Source organism: Arthrobacter silvisoli (assembly GCF_003369445.1).
Lineage (GTDB): Bacteria > Actinomycetota > Actinomycetes > Actinomycetales > Micrococcaceae > Arthrobacter > Arthrobacter silvisoli.
Genome location: NZ_QRCU01000073.1, coordinates 34,442 through 50,612 on the forward strand (window position 1 = coordinate 34,442; position 16,171 = coordinate 50,612).

Below are 16,171 nucleotides of genomic sequence, written 5' to 3' on the forward strand. Positions count from 1 at the left end.
GCGTTCCTTGACCATCCTCGACGGCGGCATGGGCCGCGAACTCGCACGCCGCGGCGCACCCTTCCGGCAGCCTGAATGGTCCGCGCTTGCGCTCATGGAAGCGCCGGAGCACGTCCAAGCCGTCCACGAAGACTTCATTGCCGGCGGCGCACGCATCATCACCAGCAACAGCTACGCCCTGGTGCCTTTCCACATCGGCGAGGAGCGCTTCGCCGCGGACGCCCGCGCCCTGGCCTCACGTGCCGGCCGCCTCGCCCGGGCGGCCGCGGACTCTTCCGGGCACAGCGTCCGCGTGGCAGGTTCGTTGCCGCCGCTGTTCGGCTCCTACCGCCCCGACCTGTTCGACGCCGGCCGCGCACCGTCGGTGCTGGCACCCCTGGTGGACGGACTGGCTCCGCATGTGGACCTGTGGCTGGCCGAGACCCAGAGTTCCATCGCCGAAGCGCGGGCCATCCGCGCGGGCCTGCCCGACGACGGCAAGCCCTTCTGGCTCTCCCTCACCCTTCGGGACGAACATGTGGACGGCCCCGCCGTGCTGCGCTCCGGCGAGACGGTCGGGGACGCCGCGGAGGCCGCCGTCGGGCTGGGTGCGGAAGCGCTGCTGTTCAACTGCAGCCGCCCCGAGGTGATGGGGGCTGCCCTCGCCGCCGCGCAGACCGCCGTCGAGCGCCTGGGCGCAGAGCTGGAGCTGGGCGTCTACGCGAACGCCTTCCCGCCGCAGCCGGAGGACGCCACCGCCAACGACGGGCTCGACGAACTGCGCGAAGACCTGGACCCGGCCGGCTACCTCGAGTGGGCCGCGGCCTGGCGGGAGCAGGGCGCGGGCATCATCGGCGGCTGCTGCGGCATCGGCCCGGAGCACATCGCGGCCATCAGCCGTCTGAGCTGAGCCTTTCGGCGGGTCCCCGTAGCTGCCTTCCCGCCTGCCGCCTCCCTTCCCGCCCAGCTCGCGGGAACGCTGCGAAATCGCTGGTTCGTTCCAGCGAGCTGGCACCATTCCCGCGATTTCGACGCCCGGCCCCCCGAGTGGCCAGGCCGCCCGAGTGGCCTGCCGGGCCTAGGCTCAGCGTGCTTCCGCCAGCGCCGGCCGCCTGGGCTTCCGAACCGCCTTCACCACGGGCTCCACGAAGCGGGCCGCCAGCGGGCCGATGACCGCCATCAGCAGCACGTAGGCCGTGGCCAAGGCAGCCAGTTCACGCGGCACCGCGCCCGAGGTCACCGCCAGGCCCGCGATGACGATCGAGAACTCGCCGCGGGCAATCAATGCAGCCCCGGCACGGAAACGGCCGGGCATTGCGATCCCGGCCCGTTTCGCCGCCCAGATGCCGGTGAGCATCTTGGTGCCGGCCGTCAACAGTGCCAGCAGCAGGGCGAAGAGCAGCACCGGCGGAATGGTGCTGGGGTCCGTGTTGAGGCCGAACGCCACGAAGAAGATCGCGGCGAACAGGTCCCGCAGCGGTTCCAGGATCCGGGTGGCGTTATGCGCGGTGGCCCCGGAAATCGCGATGCCCAGCATGAACGCGCCCACGGCCGCGGACACCTGCAATGCGGAAGCCAGGCCGGCCACCAGCAGGGCAAGGCCCAGGACGTTGAGCAGGAAGACCTCGGAGTTCTCGCTGTGCACGGCCTGGGACACCCGGTGCCCGTGCTTGAGCGCCACGAGCAGCACCACGGTCACCACGGCCAGGGCGATGCCCACGGTCTGGAGGCCCCCAAGGAAGCCGACGCCGGCCAGGATGGCGGTGAGGATCGGCAAGTAGATGGCCATGGTGAGGTCTTCGAACACCAGGATGGCCAGCACCACGGGCGTTTCGCGGTTACCGATCCTGCCAAGGTCGGTGATGACCTTCGCCGCGATGCCGGAGGAGGAAATGTAGGTGACGCCGCCCATCACGATCGCGCCCACCATGCCCCAGCCCAGCAACAGCGCCACCGCGGCGCCTGGCACGAAGTTCAGCACAAGGTCCACGACGCCGGCCTGCCAGGACCGCCGAAGCCCGGTCACCAGTTCGGAAGCCGTGTATTCCAGGCCGAGCATGAGGAGCAGCAGGATCACGCCGATCTCGCCGGAAAGATGCGCGAATTCGTGCATACCGTCCAGCTTGACGATCCCGCCGGCTCCGAAGCCGAGGCCGCCGATGAGGTACAGGGGAATGGGGGACATTCCGATGCGGCCTGCGAGCCGCGCGAGGAGACCGAGGCAGAAGACTACAGCACCAAGTTCGATCAGGGTCAGGGCCAACGGGTCCATGGCCGTCAGCCGTTGCGCAAGATGGCAGCCGCGGAGTCCAGGCCTTCCTGCGTACCGACAGCTACCAGAAGATCACCCGTGTGAAGTACGACGTCGGGTGCGGGCGAGGGAACGACCTCGCCTTCGCGCATGATCGCCACGATCGACACACCACTGCGGGTGCGGATCTGGGCCTTGCCCATGGGCTGGTTCTGGAAAGGGGAGTCGGCAGTAATGGAGAACTGGCGCGTGACGATGCCGGGAATTTCCTTGTGGGCTTCGGCGAGGCGCATGGCAATGTGCTGGCCGCCCAGGAGATTGCCCAGGGCGGCCGCTTCATCGGCGGTCAGTGGGATGGAGGCCTGGCAGGTGTCAGGGTCGTCCCAGGTCGAAACAAACAGCTCGGTTTCGCCTTCACGCAACTCCACGACGCCGATCCGGCGTCCGGAAGCCGTGATGAAGTCCTTGCGGACACCCAGGCCGGGGAGTTCAGTCTCATCCACGTTCATGGATCCACCCTAGTCCTCTTGCGAGGGCTGCGGAACGGCACCGCACGGCACCCGCCCGGGCTCCCCGAAGGGAGGGAGCTGCAACGCTACACGGCGTTCAGCGGCAGGCCGCGGGCGGCGTCGTCGTAGTATTCACGGTTCTGCAACGCCGCGGCCGCCGCCTCGTCCAGCACGACAATCGCGTTCGGATGCCATTGCAGGATCGACGCCGGGCAGGACGCCGAGAGCGGACCCTCGACGGCGGCCGCCACCGCATTGGCCTTCGCCTCACCGGTGGCGATCAGCACCAGGCGGCGGGCGTCCATCACGGTGCCCAGGCCCTGGGTGATGCAGTGCGTGGGGACCTCGGCCTCGGAGGCGAAGAAGCGGGCGTTGTCGCGGCGGGTACGGGCGGCCAGGCGCTTCACCCGGGTGCGGGAAGACAGCGAGGACGCCGGTTCGTTGAAGCCCACGTGGCCGTTGGCGCCGATGCCCAGGATCTGCACGTCGATGCCCCCTGCGGCGGCGATTGCGGCGTCGTACGCGGCGGCCCCCGCTTCGAGTTCGGCCAGGGTGGCCCCGGTGCCGTCCGGCACGTTGAGCCCGTCAACGGGCAAGCCGATCACCTCGCAGACCTCGCGGACCAGCACTTGGCGGTAGGACTCGGGGTGGGTGGCGGGCAGGCCGACATACTCGTCCAGCGCGAAGCCCTTGGCCGCCGAGAAGTCCGCCCGGCCGTCGGCCACCGCGGCCGCGAGCTCGGCGTACAGTCCAAGCGGGGAAGAACCCGTGGCAAGGCCCAGCACGGGGGCCTTGCCGGCAGGCAGTCCGGCCAGGACGGCCTGCGCAGCAGCGGACGCCGCGGATTCGGGGGTGGGGGCAACGATGATTTCCATTAATGGTTCCTTGTTTCGGTCTCTGAGATCGATGGTCCAGGGAGGGCTAGTTGCTGCCCAGCAGCAGGCCGCAGAGCGCCTGGGACACCCCGAGGGATGCGCCGTACGTGACGATGTCCGCGCCGCCGCGCGGCCAGCCGCACTCGACGGCGATCACGGCGTGGCCTTCCGCGCGCAAGCGGGAGAAAACGGTCCAGAGCGGGTGGTCGCCGTCGAGACCGCGTCCGACGACGGCGACCTTCGCGCCGTCCGGAACCTCGCCTTCGCCCACGACGGCGTCCGTCGCCGCGGCGGGTCCCCACGGCACCTGCCCGACGGCGAAGTTCGCGCCGGTGTCCACCTGCACGATCGCCACGGGTTCCTCGCGGGCCAGCCAGTTCTCGGCGGCGGCGGAGACTTCGAAGGCCTCGCGGATGCGCGCGGCGTCGAGCGTTCCTTCGCCCTCCGTGGAATCCAAGGCAGGCCGGCCGGGCTTACTGGAGACCCCGCGGGGCGTGGCCTGGTGGATTTCGGCGGCGCCCGCGGCGGGGAAGCGTGCCGACAGTCCGGCGACGCGGGCTGCGGCGTCGGCCAGGCGGGCAGGGTCCAGGCGGCCTTCGGCCACGGCGGCGGTGATGGCGGCGAGCGTCTGTTCGTAGAGGTCCGGGCCCGTGTCCGAGCCGAGGCAAAGCAGGTCGGCGCCGGCCAACAGGGCCCGCACGGCCGCTTCAGGCACGCCGGTCTCCGCGGAGGCGCCGGCCATGTCGAGCGCGTCGGTAAGGATGACGCCTTCGAAGCCGAGTTCTTCGCGCAGCAGCCCCTGCAGGATCCGGGGAGAGAAAGTGGCGGGGTTCTCGGGGTCCAAGGCCTCGACCAGGATGTGGCTCGTCATCACCGTGGCGCCGCGGGCCTCGACCAGCGCACGGAACGGCACGAGCTCGCGGGCTTCCAAGGTGGCGGCATCGGCCAAGACCCGGGGAAGTTCGAGGTGGGAGTCGCTCGTGGTGCTCCCGTGGCCGGGGAAATGCTTGGCGCAGGAGGCCACGCCGGAATCCTCGAGGCCGCGGATCCAGGCCGCCGTGTGCCGTGCGACCAGGTCCGGTTCGGCGCCGAAGCTGCGGACGCCGATCACAGGGTTGTCCGCCTCCGAGTTCACATCCGCGTCCGGTGCCAGGTTCAGGTTGATGCCCAGGCTGGCGAGTTCCTGGCCGATGGTCGCGGCGCTCGTGGCGGTCAGCGTGACGTCGTCCAGGCGCCCGAGCACGGCGTTTCCGGGCTGCGGGGAGCCGGTGAGGTAGTGCAGCCGGGTGACATCCCCGCCTTCCTCGTCGACGGCGATCAGCGTGTTGGGGGAGTGGGCCCGCAGGCCGGCGCACAGGTCGCGCAGCTGCACGGGGGACGCGACATTGGTGCCGTACAGGCACACGGCCGCCAGCCCGGCGTCGTACGCGTCCAGGATCCAGACGGGCACGGCGATCCCGGAGAACCCGGGCATGAGGGTGCCGGCGGCGAGGCGGCGGATCTGTTCGGCCCCGGTGCTTTGTTCGGGTGCGGCGAGGATGGCTGACTTCGAAGTGCCCATGGCGTGGCTCCTGACGGCATTGTGCGGGGCAGTTTGGTGGGTGCCGGGCCGGGGCCCGGTGGGTACGGGGGCGGGGTTCACGCCACTCCCAATTGGTTCCACAGGACCATCACCGCGGCGCCGCGCAGGACGATGTCCTGTGGGTCCTCGGCCAGCCGGACGGTGACCGGCTGGGGGTCCTGGTGCAGCAGCCGGGCAAGCAGGGTCCGCTGCACGGCATCGAGCAGCGGACCTCCCAGCAGGTGGCGGGGTCCGCTGAGGACCACTTCCGCCAGATCGAGGACGCCCACCACGGGGGCGAGGGCGATGGCGAGCCGTTCGCCCGCTTCCTGGTAAACGACGGCGGTGGCGGCCTTCGGATCGTCGCCCGCCGCTGCTACGGCCAGGGCGCGTTCCAGGCTGGGGACCGACATCCAGGTTTCGAGGCAGCCGGTGCGGCCGCAGACGCAGAGCGTTCCGGGGTCCGTTCCGACCGTCACGTGGCCGATTTCGCCGGCCGCCGAATGGGCGCCGCGGGCACGCCGTCCCCCGACAATGACGCCGGAGCCTACACCGCGGCCGATCTTGATGAGGATTTCGTCGTCGCAGCCGCCGCCGAAGGTGTGGTCCGCGTGGACCGCGGCGTCGGCGTCGTTGGAAACCAGGGTGGGCAGGCCGGTGTGCTGCTCCAGCAGCTCCCGCACAGGCACCTCGCTCCAGCCGAGGTTGGGGGCGGTGAGGACGACGCCGTCGCCGCTGACGATGCCGGGGGTCCCGACGCCGATGCCCAGGAGCGGCGCGGTGGCGCGGGCCGCGGTTTCGGCGACGAGTTCCAGGACCTGTTCGACGACGGCCTGCCCGGTGGCGGCTTGCCCGGTGGCGTTGCCGACCGGCCGTTCCAGCCTCTCGAGGATGTTGCCGTCCAGGTCGAGGACGGCGGCGCGGAGGGCGGTTTCACCGGAGAGGTCCACGCCGATGACCTGCAGGCCCTGGCGGTTGATGTCCACGAGGATGGCGGGTTTGCCGGGGCGGACCTCGCCGGACTGGCCGAGCTCGACTACATGGCCGCGGTCCAGGAGGTCCGAGACCAAATCCGAGACGGTCACGCGGGTCAGTCCCAAGGTGCGGGAGAGCTCGGCACGGCTCATGGCGCCGTCGGCGTGGAGGGTGCGGCGGACGAGCGAGAGGTTGTTCGCGCGCCCGTCCGAGGGGAGGGTGGCGGCGCCGGTCCGTTTGCTGTGACCCCGGTCTCGTACGCTTGGCATGGAAGTTAGTTAACTCTACTAACAATCAAAGGTCAAGAGGTGTGGGAGTGGTTCGGGGTCGTTCGTGGGTGCCGGGCCGGTTGTGGGCGGGGGTGCGGGCGCGACGGCGGTCCGGGGCATGGTGCGCGGCGCGGGGCTGCTTCGGCGACGCTGCCCGGCGGAGGTGCGTAACCGCCGTCGGCCGCTCCCGTGGTTCCGCCCGTTCAAATGTGGAGTGCCCGCTCAAATTTGAGCGGGCAAACAACGTTTCCGGAGGCGGAAGCGTCGGGACCGGCGGAGGCTGCCCGGCCGGAGGTGCGCAACCGCCGTCGGCCGCTCCCGTGGTTCCGACCCTTCAGCCTGGTGCCGCCTGGCTTTGCAGCACGAACTCGCGCACCCGGCACTCGGTCCGGGCACTCACCGCTCAGGTACGACGGCGATGGCCATGTCCTCCGGTGCCTTCACCGGGAGGATCACAAGGAGCCCCGCCAGCAGCACCACCATGATCCCGAGGATTCCCCAGCGCTGCGCTTCGCCGGCCGCCACGAGCGGGGTGGCGACGGTAATGCAGAGCGTGAACAGGGCGGGCGCAAGGAAGCTGACCGCGCGCCCCGTGGTGGCGTACAGGCCGAAGAGTTCGCCGGATTCCCCGTCGGGTGCCAGCCGGGCAAGATAGGCGCGGGATGACGCCTGGGCCGGGCCCACGAACAGGCACAGCAAGAGGCCGAACGTCCAGAAGGTGCTGCCCCCGCTCCATGCAGCGCCAAAGAAGGTGTACCTGCCATTGCCGAGGACCAGGATCACGGTGCCGGCAAGCAGCAGCCCGATCAGCGAAATGATGATGACGGCCTTGGGCCCGATCCGGTCGTCCAGGAGCCCGCCGATGATCGCGCCCACGGCCGCCACGATGTTGCCGAAGATGGCGAAGAAGATGACGTCCTTGAGTTCGAAGCCGAAGGTGCCCGCGGCGATAACCCCGCCGAAGGTGAAGACGGCGGCCAGGCCGTCGCGGAAGATGGCGCTGGCGAGGAGGAAGTAGATGGTGTGCGGGCTGGTCTTGTAGATGGCCCCGATCCTGCGGAACAGCAGCCGGTAGGACGCCAGGAATCCGAGCCGCGCCTGGGCAGGCCGGGCGGGCAGTTCGGGGACGGCGAACAGCACGGGCAGCGCAAAGATGAAGAACCACAGCGCCGAGAACACGGCCACCAGCCGGATGTTCAGCCCGTCGGCGGTCTGCGCGCCGAACCAGTCGAAGGACGGTTGGACGAACAACTGCAGCACGGCCAGCAGGGCTACGATCCCGCCCAGGTACCCCATGCCCCAGCCGAAGCCGCTCACCTTCCCGATGTTGGCCGGTGTCGAGATCTGCGCGAGCATCGCGTTGTAGTTGACCCCGGCGAACTCGAAGAACACATTGCCGAGCGCGATCAGGGTGACGCCAAGCAGTAGGAATTCCGGGCGCGGGAAGACGAAGAAGCACAGCCCGGTCAGCACCGCGACGAGCGCGGTATTGACGCCCAGCCACAGCTTGCGCCGCCCGCCGGCGTCGGAACGCTGGCCCGTGACCGGAGCGAGCAGCGCGATCGCCGCGCCCGCGATGGCCAGTGCGGCACCCAGGGCCGCCGATGCCGCGTCCTCGCCGCCAAAGGCCTTGGACGTGAGGTAGACGGTGAAGACGAAGGTGGTCATGACGGCGTTGAAGGCAGCCGATCCCCAGTCCCAGGAGGCCCAGGCGAGGATGCGGCCCTTGGTGGAGGCGGTGGTGCCTGCGGCCAGTTCCGAGGCCGGGCGGGGAGTGTCGGGAACCGCTGTGGTGTCCATGGTGTGAATGCTATCGGCAGCGGGTACGGGAAACCTGGTTGTCACACCCGATTGATAAACTGTTGGAACCGAACCCAAAGTATGACCGCCGGCTCCAACTCTTTGACAACTTTCATCCTGATTTAGCGGAGATAACAGTGATCACAGTCCTTGCCGTGACCTTTGCAGCGGCTGCTGTGGCGCCTTGGATCTTCCGGAAAATCGGGCGGAGCGCCTTCTACGTGCTGGCGGCGGTTCCCGCGGGGTCCCTGGTGTGGCTGGTAGCGCAGTACGGGCTGGTCTACCCGGGCGGCAGCCCCACCGGCGGCTTCATTGAGGAAAGCCTCCCGTGGATTCCCGAGCTCAAGCTCGAATTCGCTTTCCGCATGGATGTGCTGTCCTGGGTGATGTCCCTGCTGGTCCTCGGCGTCGGCACCCTCGTGCTGGTCTACTGCGCCCGGTACTTCAAGGACAAGGACGATTACCTCGGCGGCTTCGGCGCCCAGCTCCTGGCCTTCGCCGGCGCCATGTTCGGCCTGGTCACCGCGGACGACCTCCTGATGATGTTCATCTTCTGGGAGCTCACCACCGTCCTGTCCTACCTGCTGATCGGCTACGCCCGGACCCGCCTCTCTGCGCGCCGCTCGGCCCTCCAAGCCCTCGTCGTCACCACCGCCGGCGGCCTGGCGATGCTCATCGGCCTCATCATCCTCGGCCAGTCCGCGGAGACCTACCGCATGTCCGCGATCCTCGCAGGCACGGAAGAACTCTTCGCCGGGCCCGCCCAGGGCGCGGTGACTGCCGCGGTCGTCCTGATCCTGGCCGGCGCCGTCACGAAGTCCGCGCTGCTTCCCTTCCACTTCTGGCTCCCCGGGGCCATGGCCGCCCCCACCCCGGTGAGCGCGTACCTGCACGCCGCCGCCATGGTGAAGGCCGGCATCTACATCGTGGCCCGCATGGCGCCCGGCTTCAGCGAAAGCCCGGCCTGGCTGCCCCTGGTGCTCGGCCTGGGCCTGGGCACCATGCTGCTGGGCGGGTACCGGGCGCTGCGGCAGACGGATATCAAGCTCATCCTGGCCTATGGCACCGTCAGCCAGCTCGGCTTTCTCACCATGGTGGTGGGCCTTGGCCGCCCCGACGCCGCGCTGGCCGGCCTCGCCTTGCTGCTGGCCCACGGTCTGTTCAAGGCGGCCCTGTTCCTGGTGGTGGGCATCATCGACCACCAGTCCGGAACCCGCGACATCCGCCAGCTCTCGGGCGTCTACAAGTCCTCGCGCGCCCTCGCGGTGGTCGCCGGCCTGGCCGCGGCGTCCATGGCGGGAGTGCCCCCGCTGGCTGGATTCGTGGCGAAGGAATCCGTGTTCGAGTCCTTCGTGCATTACAGCGGCGACCCCGCATCGGGGGCCTGGGGCATGGTGCTGTTGATCGGCCTGGTGCTCGGGTCCGTGCTGACCTTCGCGTACAGCGCCCGGTTCATGTGGGGTGCCTTCGCCAGCAAGCCCGGCGTGGAACGGACCCCGTTCAAAGCCATCCGGCTGTCCTTCCTGGCCGCGCCGGCCATCCTGAGCCTGCTCAGCGTCGCCTATGGCCTGTGGCCGGCCCCGGCGGACAATTGGATCCAGCCGTACGCTGCGCTTTTCGCTGGGCCAGGGCACGACGCCGGCGCGGGGCACCTTGCGCTGTGGCACGGCCTCACGCCCGCGCTGGGCCTGACCGCCGTCACCTTCGCGGCCGGCCTCGCCATGTTTTACTGGCGCAACGCCGTCGCCCGGGCCCAAAGCCGGGTCCCGGACTGGGTGGACGGCGACCGCGCCTACCAGCGCACCATCGGCGCCCTGGACGACGTCGCGGTATGGGTCACCGGCCGCACCCAGCGCGGTTCCCTCTACTTCTACCTGGCGGTGATCCTCACCGTCGCGTTCGCGGTGCCGCTGAGCGTGCTGCTGGTCTCCAATAAGCCCCTCCCCGGCGGGCTCTACATCGTGGACCCGAATTCGCCGCTGCAGTTGGTCGCCGCGGCGGGCATCATCGCCGGAGCCCTGGCCGCGGTGCGTGCCAACAAGCGGTTCCTCGCGGTCCTGATGGTCTCGGTGACCGGCTACGGCATCGCCCTGATGTTCGCGCTGCAGGGCGCCCCGGACCTCGCCCTGACCCAGATGCTGGTGGAAACCATCATCCTGGTGGCCTTCGTCCTGGCCATGCGCAGCCTGCCCGCCGCGCTGCGCGACCGTACGGGCGGCAGGCTCCGTGTGGTCCGCATCATCATCGGCGCCGCGTTCGGCGTGACCATGATCTTCGTGGCCATCTACGCCATGGGCGCCAGGGTCGCGGACCCCGTGTCCCTGGCCTTCCCCCAGTTGGCCTATGAAGGCGGCGGCGGGCTCAACGTGGTCAACGTGACCCTCGTGGACATCCGGGCCTGGGACACCTTCGGCGAGATCTCGGTGCTGGCCGTGGCCGCCACCGGCGTGGCCAGCCTGATCTTCATCCGCAGCCGCGGCGAACGGATCAACCGGGCGGCCGCCATGCCGGAAGGCACCGTGGGGCGCCGCACCGCCGTCGGGAATGACTCCAGGGAGCACGCCTCCCTGCATGTGGCCCGCCGCTTCGCCGGCAAGGCCGGGGACCCCTGGCTGGTGGCCGGCCGCACGCTGGCTCCCGAGCGGCGTTCGATCATCTTCGAAGTGGTCACCCGGCTGATCTTCCACTCGATGATCATCTTCTCGGTGTACCTGCTGCTCGCCGGGCACAACCTTCCCGGAGGCGGCTTCGCGGGCGGCCTGATGGCCGGGCTCGCCCTGACGGTCCGCTACCTCGCCGGCGGGCGCTTCGAACTGCGCGAGGCCGCGCCGATCAGCGCCGGCATGCTGCTTGGCACGGGCCTTGCCCTGGCCGCACTGACCGGATTGGTGCCGCTGTTCCTCGGCGGGCAGGTCTTCCAAAGCGCCATCATCGGGTTCTGGCTCCCGGTCTTCGGGGACATCAAATTCGTCACGTCCACGCTCTTCGACATCGGAGTGTACCTCGTGGTGGTCGGCCTGGCCCTGGACGTGCTGCGCAGCCTGGGGGCCGAGATCGACGAACACTTCGAAGAAGCGGCCGCCCCGGCCGGTGCCGCACAAGCAGCAGCACAAGTAGAAGCACAAGAAGCTGCCGCACAAGAAGAAGCACAAGAAGCAGTCCTGGCGGCCGGAAGCGAAAGGGACAACGCATGAGCGTCAATCTGACCCTTTTGCTGGTCATGGGGGTGCTGTATGCCTGCGGGATCTACTTGATCCTGGAACGCAGCCTCACCCGGGTGCTGCTCGGGCTGGTCCTGCTGGCCAACGCCACCAACCTGCTGATCCTGGCCACGGGCGGCTACGCGGGCCTGGCGCCGTTCTTCAGCAAGGGCACCGACTCCGGGGATTACAACGACCCGCTGCCGCAGGCCCTGATCCTGACGTCGATCGTGATTTCCTTCGCCGTCACCGCGTTCATGCTCGGCATCATCTACCGCACGTGGGCCCTCGCCCGCCAAGACGACATCCAGGACGACGCCGAGGACCGCCGCGTGGCCAAGACCCCGAGCTTCGACGCCGAGGACGACGCCGAAGTGCCCCAGGAAACCTCCGAGTTCCCGCTCGCCGCGATCGCCGCCGGCCACACGCCCGACCATCCGGAAGCGGCTGACCATCCCGGACTGGCGGGAAGCACGCCACTGAACGACGACGAAGGAGGAGGACCGCGATGAACGCAGCAAGCCTGGCGCCGCTCGCCGTCGTCCTTCCCATCCTCGGCGCCGCCCTCACCTTCGCGCTCAACCGCAATCCGGTGGCCCAGCGCATGGTCAGCATCGGCCTGCTCGCCCTGACGCTGCTGCTGGAATGCTGGCTCCTGGCCGCCGTCTGGACCACGGGAACCTCCTCCGTGACCCTGGGCGGCTGGCTGCCGCCGTTCGGCGTGGTGATGGTCGTGGACCAGTTCTCCTCGCTGATGCTGGTGGTGTCCTCCGTGGTCAGCCTCGCCGTGCTCGTCTACGCCACCGGGCAGGGCATGGCCGACGGCGACCAGGAAGCCCCCGTTTCGATCTTCCACCCCACGTACCTGATCCTGGTGGCAGGGGTGTCCAACGCCTTCCTCACCGGCGACCTCTTCAACCTCTACGTGGGCTTCGAGATCCTGCTGACGGCAAGCTACGTGCTGATGACCCTGGGCGGCACAGGCCCGCGGATCCGGGCCGGGGTGACCTACGTGGTGGTGTCCGTGGTGTCGTCGGTGCTGTTCCTGATCGCGATCGCCATGATCTACGGCGCCACCGGGACCATCACCATGGCCGACCTCGCCGTGAAGCTCGCCGAACTGGATCCCGCCACAAGGAACCTGCTGCACGTGATGCTGCTGGTGGCTTTCGGCATCAAGGCCGCCGTGTTCCCGCTGTCCTTCTGGCTGCCGGACTCCTACCCCACGGCCCCGGCACCTGTCACGGCCGTGTTCGCCGGCCTGCTCACCAAGGTGGGCGTTTACGCGATGGTGCGCACGGAGACGCTGCTGTTCCCGGGCGACACCCTCAACACCCCGCTGATGGTGGTGGCCCTGCTGACCATGGTGGTGGGCATCCTGGGTGCCCTGGCCCAGAGCGACATCAAACGTCTGCTGTCCTTCACCTTGGTCAGCCACATCGGCTACATGGTGTTCGGCCTGGCCATGTCCTCCGTGACCGGGCTGGCCGCTGCCGTCTTCTACGTGGCCCACCACATCACCGTGCAGACCAGCCTCTTCCTGGTCACGGGCCTGATCGAACGGCGCGGCGGCAGCTCCTCCATGGACCGGCTGGGCGGCCTGGCCAAACTGTCCCCGATGCTGGCCCTGCTCTTCTTCGTCCCGGCCATGAATCTGGCCGGCATCCCGCCGTTCTCCGGGTTCCTGGGCAAAGTGGGGCTCATGCAGGCCGGCATGGAACTGGGCACGCCCTTGGCCATCACCCTCGTGGCGGGCGGCGTACTGACCAGCCTGCTCACCCTGCTGGCGATCGCCCGCGTCTGGAACCGCGCCTTCTGGCGCAAACCGGACGACGCCGAGTACCCGGATCCCGTGCTGAAGGACACCGCCGCAGTGGGCCTGCTTCCCCGCACGATGGTGGGTTCGACGGCAGCCCTGGTGGTATTCGGCGTCGCGCTCACGGTGTTCGCCGGGCCGCTGTTCCAGCTCGCCGGGAACTCGGCGGAACAGATGCTCGACCGCACCGCCTACATCCAGTCCGTGCTGGGCGGGGACGCCATCGTGCCGGGCAAGGCCGCGCCGGGCACTGATTCCGGCCCGAGCCTGCAGGGAGGCGCGAAATGAGCCGCAAACCGATCTCCCTGCGTACCGAGCTGCCCCTGCTGATCTGGCTTGTCATCGTCTGGGGTGCGCTGTGGCGGGACTTCAGCCCCGGCAACCTCCTGTTCGGGGCCCTGATCGCCCTGGTGGTTGCCAGGATCTTCTACCTGCCCCCCGTGGAACTGAGCGGCCGGTTCAACGTGCTGCGCGCCGTCCCCTTCGCCCTGGTGTTCCTCGCCAAAGTGGTGGCAGCGAGCTTCCAGGTCATCTTCCTGGCGGTGGTCAAAGGACCGAAGGTGGTCAACGCCGTCGTCGAGGTGCCGCTCAGGAGCCATTCGGACCTCATGGTGACCGCCACCGGGCACGTGCTGTCCCTGATCCCGGGCTCCCTGGTGGTGGAGGTTGACCGTTCGACATCCACGCTCTACATCCACGGCCTGGACATCCGTGATGAGGCGGACGCCGCCGGACTCCGCAAGGAGGTCCAGGACACCGAGGCCGGGCTGATCAGGATCATGGGCACCAAGGCCGAGCTGGCGGCGCTTGAGGCCGAAACCGCGCCGCCACGCGCAGCCACGAAGGGAGAGACGCCGTGAAGGATGTTGTGTTGATCGTGACGGCGGTGGTCCTCACCGTGGCCGCCGCGGGGGCGATCGTGCGGATCGCCGTCGGACCGTCACTGCTGGACCGGGTACTGGCCTCGGACGTGCTGCTGGGGATCGTGGGCGCCGCGCTCGCCATCGACATGGCCGTCAACCGGCACCTGAACAACCTGTTCCTGCTGGTGGCGCTGACGCTGATCGGCTTCATCGGCTCGGTGACCGTGGCCCGCTTCGTGGCCGACCGGAGGGGGCAGGCCAATGACTCCTGATGCGGGCGGCGTGGACGCCGTGATCGATGCCCTGACGGCTGTGTTCCTGGTGCTTGGGGCGCTGATGTCGCTCACCGCGACGATCGGCCTTCTGCGCTTCCCTGACCTGATGAGCCGCATGCACGCCGCCACCAAGCCCCAGGTGCTGGGCCTGTTCCTGCTGCTCGTGGCGATCGGCCTGCAGATGCGCCAATGGTGGGTGTGGCCGGTGCTGGTGGTGGCCTGGATCTTCCAACTGCTCACCGTGCCCGTGTCCGCGCACATGGTGGGCCGCGCCGGTTACCGCACCAAGCACCTGCATCCGGAACTGCTCAGCGTGGACGAGCTCGAGGCCGTGGTGCGGCGCTCAGCAAATGACCCGGGCGAACCCGGTTCCGCCGTGGAGCTAGACAATGTCCTGGGTCTTGGCGAAACGGGTGATGGCGCGCTGCGTGGCACGGCTGGTCAGAACCTGGATGATCGCGGTGACGGACGAGGAGACCAAGGCGAAAGCAAGGGCTGAGCGCAGGCTGGTTTCCATGTCGTCATGACCCTTGGGCGGTTTGTTTCCGGTGGTCTTTTCCCAGACACCGTTGACCAGCTTGGTGGCTACGAATCCTGCGCCCATGCCGATGCCGGCGCCAAGCAGTTTGAAGAAGATGTTCATTCCGGAGCTCCTTGCGGGAGGAAACAGGACCAGCCCCAGCCTAACCCTATTCGGCCGCAGGAGATTGGCGGCGGCGCTTGAAGAAGGCCTTGAGGGCGCCCGGTCCGGGGCGGACCGGAACGATGTCCCGCTCGACGGCGAGGCCGGCCTCCATGCTGCCGAGCCGGTGCAGTTCCTCCAGCAGGACCAGGGTGGGCGGCATGAGCTTGAGGGCGCCGGCGGCCTCTCCCTCGAGGATCCCGCGCACCGGCATCCACAGTGACTGCCACGCCTCGGTGGTCTGATGCCGGGCCTCATCCTGCGGTACGGGCGCGGCCAGGTAGAAATAGGTGTCGAAGCGCTTGGGTTGATCCTCCGGGGTGACCCAGTTGGCCCACGGCCGCAGCAGCCCGGCGTCGAGCACCAGGCCCGCCTCTTCCTCGACTTCGCGCAGGGCCGCAGCAAGGACCCGGCCCGCGTTGTGCCGGGCTGTGCCGGCGTCATTGGCCGCGATGCTGCACCGGCGCCACGCCTGCGCATGCTGCTGGGCGAGGTCGTCCGCGAAATCCCAGTCGCTGCCGTCGACGGCGTCCACCCGGCCGCCGGGGAACACCACCATTCCGGCCGCGAAGTCCATGGTGGACACCCGGTGCTGGACGAAGACTTCCGGGCCGTCGGCGCCGTCCCGCAGCAGGATCACGCTGGCGGCCAGCCGGACCTCGGGCCCCGCCGCCGGAACAGCTTGGGGCACAGTGCCGGGGACCGGGGCGGCAGCGGCGCCGTGCCCGTTGCCGGGGACCGGGGGCTCTCCGGTCCCGCCGTTTTCCGCCATGAACGCTCCTTTGCTCCTCCGCGCGACGATTCTGCTGGATCACACCCGCAGTCACTCCACCGTACCCGCGCCGAGGCGGGACATGCTCCGGCGGAGCCCGGGGTGATCCAGCAGCAACCCCGGGGTGGTCCAGCAGAGTGTGCACAGCATGGTCCAGTCCGACTCTCGCCGCCACGTATGGGCGCTGCGGTGCCGGATTCCGCGCGATCATTCCGGGGGCACAGTGGATGTCGCTGCGAATTCTCGGGACCGCGCGGCCGAGGCGTGCGGATGATGCCGCGGAATCCGACGCCGCCCCCGGCCCCAGCCCGCGCCGGCCCGCCCCGCCCCGCCCCTGCCCGCCC

14 protein-coding genes and 1 pseudogene are annotated in these 16,171 nt (G+C 69.2%); 7 read left to right on the top strand and 8 right to left on the bottom strand.

Features of this window, described 5'->3' with window-relative positions:
* Nucleotides 1-7 precede the first annotated feature (7 nt).
* Entirely contained in the window at nucleotides 8-889 is an 882-nt protein-coding gene (locus DWV11_RS16425; protein ID WP_210725773.1) for a homocysteine S-methyltransferase family protein, read from the top strand.
* A 174-nt stretch (nucleotides 890-1,063) separates the two neighbouring features.
* Here DWV11_RS16425 and DWV11_RS16430 read toward each other — a convergent pair whose 3' ends face one another.
* The 6 genes from DWV11_RS16430 to DWV11_RS16455 all read right to left on the bottom strand — a co-directional run bounded on the left by DWV11_RS16430 (nucleotide 1,064) and on the right by DWV11_RS16455 (nucleotide 8,219).
* Nucleotides 1,064-2,251 (bottom strand): cation:proton antiporter, encoded by a 1,188-nt coding sequence (locus DWV11_RS16430; protein ID WP_115789993.1) that lies wholly within the window; start codon nucleotides 2,249-2,251, stop codon nucleotides 1,064-1,066.
* 5 nt (nucleotides 2,252-2,256) lie between these two features.
* Nucleotides 2,257-2,739, bottom strand: a complete 483-nt coding sequence (locus DWV11_RS16435) for a cation:proton antiporter regulatory subunit (RefSeq protein ID WP_115789994.1) — start codon at nucleotides 2,737-2,739, stop codon at nucleotides 2,257-2,259.
* Nucleotides 2,740-2,825: 86 nt separating this feature from the next.
* Nucleotides 2,826-3,614, bottom strand: a complete 789-nt coding sequence (locus DWV11_RS16440; RefSeq protein WP_115789995.1) for a glucosamine-6-phosphate deaminase — start codon at nucleotides 3,612-3,614, stop codon at nucleotides 2,826-2,828.
* A gap of 46 nt (nucleotides 3,615-3,660) precedes the next feature.
* Nucleotides 3,661-5,175, bottom strand: coding sequence for a glycoside hydrolase family 3 protein (locus DWV11_RS16445; RefSeq protein WP_115789996.1), 1,515 nt, complete (start codon nucleotides 5,173-5,175; stop codon nucleotides 3,661-3,663).
* Between the two features lie 77 nt (nucleotides 5,176-5,252).
* Nucleotides 5,253-6,419 carry an ROK family transcriptional regulator gene (locus DWV11_RS16450; protein WP_115789997.1) on the bottom strand — a complete coding sequence of 389 codons (1,167 nt, stop codon included), beginning with the start codon at nucleotides 6,417-6,419 and terminating at the stop codon, nucleotides 5,253-5,255.
* Nucleotides 6,420-6,815: 396 nt separating this feature from the next.
* Complete coding sequence (locus tag DWV11_RS16455; RefSeq protein ID WP_115789998.1) at nucleotides 6,816-8,219, bottom strand: MFS transporter; 1,404 nt, start codon at nucleotides 8,217-8,219, stop codon at nucleotides 6,816-6,818.
* Between the two features lie 137 nt (nucleotides 8,220-8,356).
* On the opposite strand from DWV11_RS16455, the gene DWV11_RS16460 reads away from it, so the two are divergent.
* The 6 genes and pseudogenes from DWV11_RS16460 to mnhG form a co-directional block, all read left to right on the top strand.
* The gene (locus DWV11_RS16460) at nucleotides 8,357-11,413 is read left to right on the top strand and encodes a Na+/H+ antiporter subunit A (RefSeq protein WP_115789999.1); all 3,057 of its coding nucleotides are present in this window, start codon (nucleotides 8,357-8,359) and stop codon (nucleotides 11,411-11,413) included.
* Nucleotides 11,410-11,931 carry a Na(+)/H(+) antiporter subunit C gene (locus DWV11_RS16465; protein WP_115790000.1) on the top strand — a complete coding sequence of 174 codons (522 nt, stop codon included), beginning with the start codon at nucleotides 11,410-11,412 and terminating at the stop codon, nucleotides 11,929-11,931. Before DWV11_RS16460 ends, DWV11_RS16465 begins: the two co-directional genes overlap by 4 nt.
* Nucleotides 11,928-13,523, top strand: a complete 1,596-nt coding sequence (locus DWV11_RS16470) for a Na+/H+ antiporter subunit D (RefSeq protein ID WP_115790001.1) — start codon at nucleotides 11,928-11,930, stop codon at nucleotides 13,521-13,523. The genes DWV11_RS16465 and DWV11_RS16470 overlap by 4 nt, the downstream gene beginning before the upstream one ends.
* Nucleotides 13,520-14,095, top strand: coding sequence for a Na+/H+ antiporter subunit E (locus DWV11_RS16475; RefSeq protein ID WP_115790002.1), 576 nt, complete (start codon nucleotides 13,520-13,522; stop codon nucleotides 14,093-14,095). The genes DWV11_RS16470 and DWV11_RS16475 overlap by 4 nt, the downstream gene beginning before the upstream one ends.
* Entirely contained in the window at nucleotides 14,092-14,370 is a 279-nt protein-coding gene (locus tag DWV11_RS16480) for an MrpF/PhaF family protein (RefSeq protein ID WP_115790003.1), read from the top strand. Before DWV11_RS16475 ends, DWV11_RS16480 begins: the two co-directional genes overlap by 4 nt.
* Nucleotides 14,360-14,740, top strand: a pseudogene (gene mnhG / locus DWV11_RS16485) (monovalent cation/H(+) antiporter subunit G); the annotation flags it as partial. The gene DWV11_RS16480 and the pseudogene mnhG, both read left to right, overlap by 11 nt.
* Before the next feature lie 15 nt (nucleotides 14,741-14,755).
* Here the strand turns inward: mnhG and DWV11_RS16490 are convergent.
* Entirely contained in the window at nucleotides 14,756-15,016 is a 261-nt protein-coding gene (locus DWV11_RS16490; protein WP_115790005.1) for a DUF4235 domain-containing protein, read from the bottom strand.
* Between the two features lie 46 nt (nucleotides 15,017-15,062).
* Nucleotides 15,063-15,827, bottom strand: a complete 765-nt coding sequence (locus tag DWV11_RS16495; RefSeq protein WP_115790006.1) for an NUDIX hydrolase — start codon at nucleotides 15,825-15,827, stop codon at nucleotides 15,063-15,065.
* Between the last annotated feature and the right edge of the window lie 344 nt (nucleotides 15,828-16,171).

What these genes read in the sequence shown, in the direction of transcription:
- DWV11_RS16475 (WP_115790002.1), top strand. Translation starts at nt 13,520, where the DNA reads ATGAGCCGCAAACCGATCTCCCTGCGTACCGAGCTGCCCCTGCTGATC.
- DWV11_RS16455 (WP_115789998.1), bottom strand. Translation starts at nt 8,219, where the DNA reads ATGGACACCACAGCGGTTCCCGACACTCCCCGCCCGGCCTCGGAACTG.
- DWV11_RS16440 (WP_115789995.1), bottom strand. Translation starts at nt 3,614, where the DNA reads ATGGAAATCATCGTTGCCCCCACCCCCGAATCCGCGGCGTCCGCTGCT.
- DWV11_RS16470 (WP_115790001.1), top strand. Translation starts at nt 11,928, where the DNA reads ATGAACGCAGCAAGCCTGGCGCCGCTCGCCGTCGTCCTTCCCATCCTC.
- DWV11_RS16450 (WP_115789997.1), bottom strand. Translation starts at nt 6,419, where the DNA reads ATGCCAAGCGTACGAGACCGGGGTCACAGCAAACGGACCGGCGCCGCC.
- DWV11_RS16435 (WP_115789994.1), bottom strand. Translation starts at nt 2,739, where the DNA reads ATGAACGTGGATGAGACTGAACTCCCCGGCCTGGGTGTCCGCAAGGAC.
- DWV11_RS16490 (WP_115790005.1), bottom strand. Translation starts at nt 15,016, where the DNA reads ATGAACATCTTCTTCAAACTGCTTGGCGCCGGCATCGGCATGGGCGCA.
- DWV11_RS16445 (WP_115789996.1), bottom strand. Translation starts at nt 5,175, where the DNA reads ATGGGCACTTCGAAGTCAGCCATCCTCGCCGCACCCGAACAAAGCACC.
- DWV11_RS16465 (WP_115790000.1), top strand. Translation starts at nt 11,410, where the DNA reads ATGAGCGTCAATCTGACCCTTTTGCTGGTCATGGGGGTGCTGTATGCC.
- DWV11_RS16430 (WP_115789993.1), bottom strand. Translation starts at nt 2,251, where the DNA reads ATGGACCCGTTGGCCCTGACCCTGATCGAACTTGGTGCTGTAGTCTTC.
- DWV11_RS16495 (WP_115790006.1), bottom strand. Translation starts at nt 15,827, where the DNA reads ATGGCGGAAAACGGCGGGACCGGAGAGCCCCCGGTCCCCGGCAACGGG.